General features: G+C 67.0%; 12 protein-coding genes. 4 read left to right on the top strand and 8 right to left on the bottom strand.

The window, feature by feature from the left end; genetic code table 11:
- From K2X24_RS17395 to coxB, 8 genes are all read right to left on the bottom strand, one after another.
- Positions 1-539, bottom strand: a 539-nt coding sequence (locus K2X24_RS17395; RefSeq protein ID WP_292499586.1) for an SURF1 family protein, incomplete at its 3' end; no start/stop codon positions are given.
- 2 nt (positions 540-541) lie between these two features.
- Positions 542-910 (bottom strand): DUF983 domain-containing protein, encoded by a 369-nt coding sequence (locus K2X24_RS17390; RefSeq protein ID WP_292499585.1) that lies wholly within the window; start codon positions 908-910, stop codon positions 542-544.
- Between the two features lie 135 nt (positions 911-1045).
- On the bottom strand, positions 1046-1903 hold the full coding sequence (locus K2X24_RS17385; RefSeq protein ID WP_292499584.1) for a cytochrome c oxidase subunit 3: 858 nt from the start codon (positions 1901-1903) through the stop codon (positions 1046-1048).
- Between the two features lie 137 nt (positions 1904-2040).
- On the bottom strand, positions 2041-2691 hold the full coding sequence (locus K2X24_RS17380) for a cytochrome c oxidase assembly protein (RefSeq protein WP_292499583.1): 651 nt from the start codon (positions 2689-2691) through the stop codon (positions 2041-2043).
- 27 nt (positions 2692-2718) lie between these two features.
- Positions 2719-2883 carry a hypothetical protein gene (locus tag K2X24_RS17375; protein WP_238281171.1) on the bottom strand — a complete coding sequence of 55 codons (165 nt, stop codon included), beginning with the start codon at positions 2881-2883 and terminating at the stop codon, positions 2719-2721.
- The gene (locus K2X24_RS17370; RefSeq protein ID WP_292499582.1) at positions 2880-3830 is read right to left on the bottom strand and encodes a heme o synthase; all 951 of its coding nucleotides are present in this window, start codon (positions 3828-3830) and stop codon (positions 2880-2882) included. Before K2X24_RS17370 ends, K2X24_RS17375 begins: the two co-directional genes overlap by 4 nt.
- Before the next feature lie 167 nt (positions 3831-3997).
- A complete protein-coding gene (gene ctaD, locus K2X24_RS17365) occupies positions 3998-5629 on the bottom strand; it encodes a cytochrome c oxidase subunit I (protein ID WP_292499581.1) in 1632 nt (543 codons plus the stop codon).
- Positions 5630-5719: 90 nt separating this feature from the next.
- Entirely contained in the window at positions 5720-6559 is an 840-nt protein-coding gene (gene coxB / locus K2X24_RS17360; protein ID WP_292499580.1) for a cytochrome c oxidase subunit II, read from the bottom strand.
- 323 nt (positions 6560-6882) lie between these two features.
- Here coxB and K2X24_RS17355 point away from each other — a divergent pair, with 323 nt between their 5' ends.
- The 4 genes from K2X24_RS17355 to K2X24_RS17340 form a co-directional block, all read left to right on the top strand.
- Positions 6883-7791 carry a LysR family transcriptional regulator gene (locus K2X24_RS17355; RefSeq protein ID WP_292499579.1) on the top strand — a complete coding sequence of 303 codons (909 nt, stop codon included), beginning with the start codon at positions 6883-6885 and terminating at the stop codon, positions 7789-7791.
- Between the two features lie 166 nt (positions 7792-7957).
- Positions 7958-8431 (top strand): formate dehydrogenase subunit gamma, encoded by a 474-nt coding sequence (locus K2X24_RS17350; RefSeq protein WP_292499578.1) that lies wholly within the window; start codon positions 7958-7960, stop codon positions 8429-8431.
- Positions 8428-9987, top strand: a complete 1560-nt coding sequence (locus tag K2X24_RS17345; RefSeq protein ID WP_292499577.1) for an NADH-quinone oxidoreductase subunit NuoF — start codon at positions 8428-8430, stop codon at positions 9985-9987. The genes K2X24_RS17350 and K2X24_RS17345 overlap by 4 nt, the downstream gene beginning before the upstream one ends.
- 13 nt (positions 9988-10000) lie before the next feature.
- Positions 10001-10846, top strand: an 846-nt coding sequence (locus K2X24_RS17340) for a 2Fe-2S iron-sulfur cluster-binding protein (protein ID WP_292499576.1), incomplete at its 3' end; no start/stop codon positions are given.

Raw genomic sequence — 10846 nt, 5'->3', positions numbered from 1 at the left:
TTGAACCACTCGTTGCGGACGGGGTCCGGTGCCGGCACGAACATGGTGCGCGGCTCGGAGCCACGCAGGATGCCCGTGACCGTGGTCGGCCCCTCGACCTGCCCGGAGGCGCGCGCGGCCGGCGCCTTCAACTCGGTCGGTACGAAGCCGCGATTGACCAGCACGGTGCCGCCATCCTCTAGCCGAAAGGGGGTCAGCACGTAGTAGCCCTGGAGTGCCCGGCCCGGAACCTCGCCGGCCGCGAGACCGTGCACCAGCGTTTCAGCCTCGTGCCGGAAGGTCCCGCTGATTCGGACCCGGCGGAACTCGTCCCGCGCCGGGTCCCAGCTCTGGACCGGCGGCAGGGGCGCCGGCGGCTCGACCTTCGAGCGCGCTAAAATGCGGCCGATCAAGGCTTCCTTCTCGCTCTTGCGCTCCAGCTGCCAGAACCCGAGGCCGAGCAGGATGCCGAGGCAGACCAGCGAGACGAGGCCCGGCGCCAGGATGCTGCGCCAGGCCCCGGGACGAAGATGGCTGCCGGAACGAAGGGTCGAGGCCATGATCAGCGAAAGCGTCCCTGCTCGGCCTTGTTGGTGAATTGCAAGGCGGCCAGAACCCCCTTGAGGGGACGCACCAGGGCGAGGCTCAACCCGATCGAGAGCGATCCGGCCACGAGGGCGTGGACCCAGATCGGCGGCTCGTAGGTGATCTCCATCCAGAGGGCGAGGCCCACCACGAGGATGCCCACGATGGACATGACGAAGAAGGCCGGACCGTCACCGGAATTGAAGCTCTCGTAATCGAGGCCGCAGACCTCGCAGGACGGGCGAAAGGTGAGGAAGCCGTCGAACATGTGCCCCTCGCCGCAGCGCGGACAGCGCCCACGCAGACCGGCGGAAATCGGTGGGGGTGTCGGCCTAGAGACGTCCAAGATGTCAAACTCCTCGGCCGGCGTGACGCCGACGGACACGATATGGGGATCGGCGGACCGACCTTCACGCGGCTCCCACGAAAAAGGGCGGCTCGCGCCGCCCCCTTCAACCCTGCCATGCGGTCGGTGACGCGCTCAGTGCGCCCCGTGGCCCACGCCGGCGCCCCAGACATAGATAGAGGCGAACAGGAACAGCCAGACCACGTCCACGAAGTGCCAGTACCAAGCCGCGAATTCGAAGCCGAGATGCTGGCGCACCGTGAACTGGCCGAGATAGGCGCGGTACAGGCAGATCGCGAGGAAGATCGTGCCGATGATGACGTGGAACCCGTGAAAGCCCGTCGCCATGAAGAAGGTCGACGAGTAGATGCTGCCCGAGAAGCCGAAATGGGCGTGGGCGTACTCGTAGGCCTGGCAGGCGGAGAACAGCACGCCGAGGATGATCGTCAGCCACAGGCCGTACTTCAGGCCCTTCCGGTCGTCGTTCAGCAGGGCGTGGTGGGCCCAGGTGATCGTGGTGCCGGAAGTCAGCAGGATCAGGGTGTTGAGGAGAGGCAGGTGCCAGGGGTCGAAGGCCTCGATGCCCTTCGGCGGCCAGGTCCCGCCGGTGAAGTCCAGGCGCGAGGCCTGGATCGGGTCGGCGGTGTAGAGGGCGGCCTCGAAATAGGCCCAGAACCAGGCGACGAAGAACATCACCTCGGAGGCGATGAACATGATCATCCCGTAGCGGTGGTGCAGCTGCACCACGCGGGTGTGATCGCCGGTCTCGGCCTCGTGGACCACGTCCTTCCACCAGGCGAACATGGTGTAGAGCACGCCGATGGTGCCGGCGCCGAAGATGTAGGGGCCGGGGGTGAGGGTGCCGATCTGCAGGCTCTTCATCCAGAACACGGCGCCGAAGGCCATCAGGAAGCCCGAGAACGCGCCGATCAGCGGCCACGGACTCGGGGCCAGAATATGGAAGTCGTGATTTTTGGCGCCAGCCTCGGCCATTGAACTCTTCTCCTACCCCCGACCTCCAGGCCGTCTCCGACCCGCGATCCGTTGCTTTGCCGATCTCGACCGGGTTGCCCCGGATTGTTGTGACGAACCCTTAGCCAGGGTCACGCGCTGTTGTCACGCTTGAGCGATCAAAAATTCGATTTCGTCCCCGTGCCACCCGTTGTCGCAAGCGCGGCGGTGGGCTGGCCGTTCTTCGAGGCGAAGTAGGTGTACGACAGGGTCATCTCGGAGAGATGCGCGGTGTTCGAGTCCTTGCGCACGTCCGGGTCGATGTAGAACACCACCGGAAAGTCCATGGTCTCGCCGGGCTTCAGCGTCTGCTCGTTGAAGCAGAAGCACTCGACCTTCACGAAGAACCCACCCATCAGCCCCGGCTGTACGTTAAAGGTGGCGATGCCGGTGGAGGGGGTGGTTCCGGTATTCTTCACGCGAAAGAACACCGTCTTGGTCTCGCCAAGCCGCGCTTCGACCTTCGGTGCCTCGGCCTGGAACCGCCACGGCAGGTTCGACGAGACGTTGGTGTCGAAGCGGACCAGCATGGTGTCGTCGACGGCCGCCAGCGTCGGCGCGAGGCCGGTGCGGGGCGTGCCGTCGAATCCGGTCGCCTTGCAGAACATGTCGTAGAGCGGCACCGACGCGAAGGCGAGACCGATCATCCCGAAGGCGAGACCCGCGCAGGCGAAGGCGGTGACGCCGGCCCGGTTCGCCCGCGCGGGCGGCGTCGGGGTCTGCGGGACACCGAACGGCGTCTTGGGCTGCTCGTCTCTGCGGTCGGTCATGGGGCTCCGTCGCGGCTGGGGCGAGGGTCAGATCGGCCGGTTCAGGACCTGCGGCCCGAGCTTGGCGATCGTGAGCACGTAGAAGATGGTCACCAGCGCGAACAGTACGGCCGCGATGGCGATGGAACGCTTGCGCCGGCGCTGGGCCTCTTCCGGCGTCAGCGGACGCGGCGCCACCGGGCGCTCGCTCACGCGAACACCGGGCGGAACAGGCCGAGGCTCTGCTCGGCCAGCAGGGCCGAGAACATCAGGAACAGGTGGAGGATCGAGAACCCGAACATGCCCATGGCGGCCTTGCGCTCGGGCTCGCCCTCGCGGTTGCGGAAGACGTGGACGCTGAAGGCCAGCATGGCGAGGCCACCGACGAAGGCCGTCACGGCGTAGAGCCAGCCGCCGAAGCCGAGGAAGACGGGGGCGAGGCCCACGGGGAAGAGCAGCGCCGAGTAGGCGATGATCTGGCGGCGGGTCGATTGCGGCCCGGCGACGTTCGGCATCATGGGGATGCCGGCCTTGGCGTAATCCGCCGACTTGATGAGCGCCAGGGCCCAGAAATGCGGCGGCGTCCAGATGAAGATGATCATGAACAGGACGAAGGACTCGATGCCGAGGCTACCCGTGACGGCGGCCTGGCCGACCATCGGGGGGAGGGCGCCGGCCGCGCCACCGATGACGATGTTCTGCGGCGTCGCCCGCTTCAGCCACATCGAGTAGACCACCGCGTAGAACACGATGGTGAAGGCCAGCAGGCCGGCGGCGAGCCAGTTCGAGGCGAGGCCGAGCACCAGCACCGAGCCGACCGACAGGACGACGCCGAAGGCCAGGGCCTCGTCAGGGCGGATGCGGCCGTCCGGGATCGGGCGCTTGGCGGTGCGGGTCATCATCGCGTCGATATCGGCGTCCCACCACATGTTGAGACAGCCCGAGGCGCCGGCGCCCACGGCGATCATCAGGAGCGAGATGGAGCCGACCACCGGCTGGATGTGGACGTGCGAGACCAGCATGCCGACGAGGGCGGTGAAGATGACGAGCACCATCACGCGGGGCTTCAGCAGGGCGAAGAAGTCCGACACCTCGCCGCCGACCGGCGACAGGACTTGCGGCTCGGCGCCAGCGGATAGGCTGTTCGACAGGCTCGTCATGGATTCCTGGTACGGTTCTCGTGTCCGGAGGGGGTCGGATCGCGCCGCGGGGCGCCGCCCTTTGCGGGAAGCCTCGAAACCGCTCGTGCGAGCTTGGCCGGGGCTTCCGGGAAAGAGCGAGGACCGCTCGCGCGGTCCTCGCAATCCTCGAAACGCTGCGTCGCGCCTCAGTGGTGGCCCGGCTCGTCGACGATCCGGGGGAGCGTCTCGAACTGGTGGAAGGGCGGGGGAGAGGACAGCGTCCACTCGAGGGTGGTGGCACCCTCACCCCACGGATTGTCCGCGGCGCGGCGGCTGGAGCGGAAGGCCAGGACCACCCCGATGAAGAACACCACCATGCCGAGGGCGAAGATGTGCCCGCCCCAGGTGGAGACCTTGTGCCAGCCGGCGAAGGCCTCCGGATAGTCGGCGTAGCGACGCGGCATGCCGGCGAGACCGAGGAAGTGCATCGGGAAGAACAGGACGTTCGCGCCGATGAAGGCCAGCCAGAAGTGCAGCTTGCCGGCCCACTCGGGGATGATGTGGCCGGTCATCTTGGGGAACCAGTAGTAGACGCCCGCGAAGATGATGAACACGGCACCGAGCGAGAGCACGTAGTGGAAGTGCGCCACCACGTAGTAGGTGTCGTGCAGGTACTTATCGACCGCCGAGTTCGCCAGGACGACGCCGGTGACGCCGCCGACGGTGAACAGGAAGATGAAGCCGACCGCCCAGTGCATGGCGGCGGTGAAGCGGATCGAACCACCCCACATCGTCGCGATCCAGGAAAAGATCTTCACGCCGGTGGGCACCGCGATGACCATCGTGGCGAAGACGAAGTAGGATTGGGTCTGGAGGCTCAAGCCCACGGTGTACATGTGGTGGGCCCACACGACGAAGCCGACGACGCCGATGGCGACCATGGCGTAGGCCATCGCGAGGTAGCCGAAGACGGGCTTGCGCGAGAAGGTCGAGATGATGTGGCTGACGATGCCGAAGGCCGGCAGGATCATGATGTAGACTTCGGGGTGACCGAAGAACCAGAATAGGTGCTGGTAGAGCACCGGGTCACCGCCGCCGGCCGGGTCGAAGAAGGTCGTGCCGAAGTTGCGGTCGGTCAGCAGCATCGTGATCGCGCCGGCGAGCACCGGGAGCGACAGGAGCAGCAGGAACGCGGTCACCAGCATCGACCAGGCGAACAGCGGCATCTTGTGCAGGGTCATGCCCGGCGCGCGCATGTTCAGGATGGTGGTGATGAAGTTGATGGCGCCGAGGATCGAGCCCGCGCCCGAGAGGTGCAGGGCGAAGATCGCGAAGTCCACGGCCGGGCCGGGATGGCCGGACGAGGACAGCGGCGGATACACGGTCCAGCCGGTGCCGGCGCCGGACGCGCCGGGGGCCCCCTCGACGAACAGCGAGCAGACGAGGCTGAGGAAGCCCGCCACCGTCAGCCAGAACGAGACGTTGTTCATGCGCGGGAACGCCATGTCGGGCGCGCCGATCATGAGGGGCACGAACCAGTTGCCGAAGCCGCCGATCAGCGCCGGCATCACCATGAAGAACACCATGATGAGGCCGTGTCCGGTCACGAACACGTTGTAGGTGCCGGGATTGGCGAAGTACTGGAGGCCGGGCTCTTCCATCTCCATGCGGATGCCGAAGGAGAGGAACGCGCCCATGATGCCCGCGCAGAAGGCGAACAGCAGGTAGAGGGTGCCGATGTCCTTGTGGTTCGTCGACAGGAACCAGCGGGAGAAGAAGGACGGCATGTGATGGTCGTGGGCGTCGTGGTGCCCCGTATGTGCAGCGGCGTTCGCCATGGATTAAGACCTTAGTCCAGGTTTCTCGTAATCATCGCGGTGGGCGGGACCGGGCGCCGCTCGAGGGCCCGATCCCCGGGATCCGCGCCCTTACCGGGCGTCGGCGAACTTCGTAAGGTCGTCGATACGGGCGAACTTGGTCTTACCCTCGGCGAGCCACTTGGCGTAGGCCTCCTCGCTCACGACCTGCACGGTGATCGGCATGTAGGCGTGGCGGGCGCCGCAGAGCTCGGAGCACTGGCCGTGGTACGTGCCCTCGCGCTCGGCCTTGAACCAGAACTGGTTCAGGCGGCCCGGCACGGCGTCGATCTTGAAGCCGAAGGACGGCATCGCCCAGGAGTGCATGACGTCGGCGGCGGTGACCTGGATCTTCACGATCTTGTTCACCGGCACGACCATGTCGTTGTCGGTGCCGAGCAGCTTCGGCTCCTTGGCATCGTCGAGGTTGGCGTCGAAGGTGAAGCCGCCGCCGTTCTCGACGGCCGGGTACTCGTAGGACCAGTACCAGGCGTGGCCGATGACCTTCACCAGCACGTCGGCCTTCGGGTCCGAGAGCTGCGTGCGCAGCAGGCGGAACGACGGGATCGCGACGGCTACCAGGATCAGCACCGGAACGATGGTCCAGGCCACCTCGATCAGGGTGTTGTGGGTGGTCTTCGACGGCGTCGGGTTCGCCTTCTCGCTGAAGCGGAAGACGCAGTAGAGAATCAGTCCGAGCACGAACAGCGAGATGCCGAACGAGAGCCAGTGCATGCCGTGCTCGAACGAATGGATGTCCCGCGCGTTCTCGGTGACGGCGACCTGACGGTCCATCTGCCACGGCACGGGCTGGCCGATGCCGGCGGCGAGCGCCGACGACGATGAGACGAGGAACGCGCCGAGCGCGGCAAGCCCCCATGATGACCGGTGTTGCGCCTGCGTCGTCCGCATGTGCCTCTCTTGGCTCCCCGTGATGGTGATCGGCGATGCCGCGCGTCTTGCTGGCTTTGAACTAAATCGCAAGTGCATTTCGCGGACCGCGCGCCGTTCGCGGGCCTAAACCCACGTCCGGCCGATTGGCGCTTCAGACCACATGGCCGAAGGGTGCGCAACCGCAACAGCGTCGCATCATGCAGCTTGATGCACCGTCGCGGTCTCGACTCGCATCTTCGACCGTCTATCGAAAGGTCGCAGGCCATGCCCCTGCATCCACAGGTATTCAATACGCCAGCGGGGCCCGGTACCGGGACATTCCGCCAAGCCGAGGTCCGCGCGTGATCGACCGACTGGAATTCATCCTGGCGTTGGCCCGCGAACGCCATTTCGGGCGCGCGGCCCAGGCCTGCAACGTCTCGCAGCAGACCCTCTCGGCGGGGGTCAAGCAGCTCGAGGACCGGCTCGGCGTCCTGCTCGTCCAGCGCGGCTCCCGCTTCCAGGGCTTCACGCCGGAGGGGGAGCGGGTCCTCGAATGGGCGCGCCGCATCGTCGGCGACGCCCGCGCCATGCGCGAGGAGGTGTCGAGCCTGCGACGCGGCCTCTCCGGAACCCTGCGGCTCGCGGCGATCCCGACCGCGACGCCGATCGTCGCCGCCCTGACCACGCCCTTCCGCGCCCGGCATCCGAACGTGCGCTTCTCCGTGCATTCCACCACCTCGGGCGAGATCGGGCGCCTCATCGCCGATCTCGAGATCGACGCGGGCATCACCTACCTGGAGAACGAGCCCCTGGGCCGGCTCACCGCCGTTCCGCTCTACCGGGAGCGCTACCGTCTGCTGACGGCCATCGACGGCGTCTTCGGGGGCCGGGACGCCGTCACCTGGGACGAGGTGGCGAGCCTGCCGCTCTGCCTGTTGACGCCCGACATGCAGAACCGGCGCATCATCGATCGCCAGCTCCTGAAGGCCGGCACCGAATCCGCGCCGCTCCTCGAATCGAACTCGATGATCGTGCTCCTGACGCACGTGCGCACGGCCAAATGGGCCAGCATCATGCCGGCGGTGCTGGCCGATACCTTCCGGTTGAACGACCGCATCCGCGCGGTGCCGATCATCGATCCCGACCTGAGCCACTCCGTCGGCCTCGTGGTTCCGGAGCGCGAACCGATGACGCCGCTCTGCGCGGGGCTCATCGTGGAAGCGCGCAACGCCGCGCCGGGCATCGCGGAGATGATCGACCTCCTTTGAAAAGAATTTGAAACAGCTTCAAAAGCCGACGCTGTCGCTTACGTTTTTGCGTTGCAAAATCGTATTTTGACAAAAATCCGTTGTCAGACGACGGAACTGCATGATTGATCATGCCGCACCGAGATCCCACCCTGGAACCAGAACAAGGTGAGTCTGGGTAGGAACAATGGTGCCGAACGAGCCCTGGAGCGAGCCCCGCGCCGCCGGGATCATCGCCGAACACGTCCACCTCGAGGGCGCGACCCTCCCGATCCTGCACGCCCTGCAGGAAACCTTCGGCTACGTCGACGAGGGTGCCGTCCCGCTGATCGCGGACGCGCTCAATCTGTCGCGGGCTGAAGTCCACGGCTGCATCACCTTCTATCACGATTTTCGCCGCGCTCCGGCCGGCCGCCATCAGTTGAAGCTCTGCCGCGCCGAGGCCTGCCAGGCCATGGGGTCGGACGCTCTGCACACCCAGATCCTCGCGCGGCTCGGCGTCGACTGGCACGGAACGACCGCCGACGGGGAGGTCACCGTCGAGCCCGTCTACTGTCTCGGCCTCTGCGCCAACGGCCCGGGCGCCCTCGTGAATGACGAGCCCTTGGCCCGGCTGACCGCCGATTCCCTCGAAGCCGCCCTCACGGAGAAGATGTCGTGAGCATCACGATCACCGTTCCGCGCGACGCCGTCGCCCTGGGCCTCGGCGCGAATCGGGTCGCCCGCGCGCTGTTCGCCGGCGCCGAGCGCCGGGGGCTCGACGTCACCATCGTGCGCACCGGCTCCCGCGGGATGCTCTGGCTGGAGCCGATGATCGAGGTCGCGACGCCGGAAGGCCGCATCGCCTACGGTCCGGTGACGCCGGCCGATGTCGACGCCCTGCTCGATGCGGGCCTCGTCGAGGGCGGCGCGCATCCTCTGCGCCTCGGCGATCCCGAGAAGATCCCCTACCTCGCTCGTCAGCACCGGCTCACCTTCCAGCGCTGCGGCGTGGTCGATCCGGTCTCGGTGGCGGATTACCGGGCCCATGGCGGATACCGGGGCCTCGAGGCCGCACTAAAGCTGGATGCCGCCGGCATCGTCGCGGAGGTGCGCGAGTCCGGTCTGCGCGGACGCGGCGGCGCGGGCTTTCCCGCCGGCATCAAGTGGAACACCGTTATGCTGGCGCAGTCGCACCAGAAATACGTGGTCTGCAACGCCGACGAGGGCGATTCGGGCACCTTCGCCGACCGCATGATGATGGAGGGCGACCCCTTCAACCTCATCGAGGGCATGACCATCGCGGGGATCGCGACGGGCGCCACGCGCGGCTACATCTACCTGCGTTCGGAATACCCGCAGGCCTTCGCGACCTTGAAGGAGGCCATCGCCAACGGCGTCAAGGCCGGCGTCCTCGGCGCCGACGTGTTGGGTTCGGGCAAGGCTTTCCACCTCGAGGTCCGCCTCGGGGCGGGGGCTTACATCTGTGGCGAGGAGACCTCGCTCCTGGAGAGCCTGGAGGGCCGGCGCGGCATCGTTCGCGCCAAGCCGCCGATCCCGGCGCTCAAGGGCTTCCTCGGCCAGCCGACGCTGGTGAACAACGTCATGACCTTCACGGCCGTGCCCTACATCCTGGAGCACGGCGCCAAGGCCTATGCCGAGTACGGCATGGGTCGCTCCCTCGGCACCCTGGCGATTCAGCTGGCCGGCAACATCAAGCGCGGCGGCCTGATCGAGTACGCCTTCGGCATCACCCTGCGCGAGATCATCGAGGATTTCGGCGGCGGCACGCAGAGCGGGCGTCCGGTGCGTGCGGTACAGGTGGGCGGCCCCCTCGGCGCCTACTTCCCCGACCACCTCCTCGATACGCCGCTCGATTACGAGGCGATGGCGGCCAACAAGGGCCTCGTCGGCCACGGCGGCATCGTGGTGTTCGACGACACCGTGGATATGGCCAAGCAGGCCCGCTTCGCCTTCGAGTTCTGCGCGGTGGAATCCTGCGGCAAGTGCACGCCCTGCCGCATCGGCGCGACCCGCGGCGTCGAGACCATGGACAAGGTCATCGCGGGCATCCGCCCCACCGAGAACCTGGCCGTCGTCGCCGACCTCTGCGACGTGATGACCGACGGCTCGCTCTGCGCCATGGGCGGCCTGACGCCGATGCCCGTCATGAGCGCGATCACCCACTTCCCCGAGGATTTCCAGCAGCGCGGGCCGATGTCCGTCGCGGCCGAGTAAGGAGGCGCGATCCATGGCCCTCATCAAAGAGATCGACTACGGCACCCCCATCCGGTTGAGCGAGCAGACCGTCACGCTCACCATCGACGGCATGAGCGTCACCGTCCCGGCCGGCACCTCCGTGATGGCCGCCGCCATGCATGCCGGCACCGCGATTCCCAAGCTTTGCGCCACCGACTCGCTCGAAGCCTTCGGCTCCTGCCGCCTCTGCCTCGTGGAGATCGAGGGCCGACGCGGCACCCCGGCTTCCTGCACCACCCCGGCCGAGAACGGCATGGTGGTCTCGACCCAGACGGACAAACTCGCCAAGCTCCGCAAGGGCGTGATGGAACTCTACATCTCCGACCACCCCCTCGACTGTCTGACCTGCGCCGCCAACGGCGACTGCGAGTTGCAGGATATGGCGGGTGCGGTCGGCCTGCGCGACGTGCGCTACGGCTACGACGGGGCTAACCACGTCAAGCCGACCTCCGAGCGGTACCTGCCCAAGGACACCTCGAACCCGTACTTCACCTACGACCCGTCGAAGTGCATCGTCTGCAACCGCTGCGTCCGCGCTTGTGAGGAGACGCAAGGCACCTTCGCGCTGACCATCTCGGGGCGTGGCTTCGACAGCCGCGTCGCCGCCGGCCCGACCAACTTCATGGACTCCGAATGCATCTCCTGCGGCGCCTGCGTGCAGGCCTGCCCGACCGCGACCCTCCAGGAAAAGTCGATCATCGAGCACGGCCAGCCGGACCATTCCGAGATCACCACCTGCGCCTATTGCGGCGTCGGCTGCTCGTTCAAGGCCGAGATGCAGGGCACCCGCATCGTCCGCATGGTGCCCTACAAGGGCGGCAAGGCGAACGAGGGCCAT

The organism is Methylobacterium sp. (assembly GCF_019750675.1).
In the GTDB taxonomy this organism is placed as follows: Bacteria; Pseudomonadota; Alphaproteobacteria; order Rhizobiales; family Beijerinckiaceae; genus Methylobacterium.
This window is presented reverse-complemented; position numbering and strand designations above follow the sequence as displayed.

Bases quoted from the DNA above. Each gene is read 5' to 3' on its own strand.
- coxB (WP_292499580.1), bottom strand. From the start codon at position 6,559: ATGCGGACGACGCAGGCGCAACACCGGTCATCATGGGGGCTTGCCGCG.
- K2X24_RS17370 (WP_292499582.1), bottom strand. From the start codon at position 3,830: ATGACGAGCCTGTCGAACAGCCTATCCGCTGGCGCCGAGCCGCAAGTC.
- K2X24_RS17350 (WP_292499578.1), top strand. From the start codon at position 7,958: ATGGTGCCGAACGAGCCCTGGAGCGAGCCCCGCGCCGCCGGGATCATC.
- ctaD (WP_292499581.1), bottom strand. From the start codon at position 5,629: ATGGCGAACGCCGCTGCACATACGGGGCACCACGACGCCCACGACCAT.
- K2X24_RS17385 (WP_292499584.1), bottom strand. From the start codon at position 1,903: ATGGCCGAGGCTGGCGCCAAAAATCACGACTTCCATATTCTGGCCCCG.
- K2X24_RS17380 (WP_292499583.1), bottom strand. From the start codon at position 2,691: ATGACCGACCGCAGAGACGAGCAGCCCAAGACGCCGTTCGGTGTCCCG.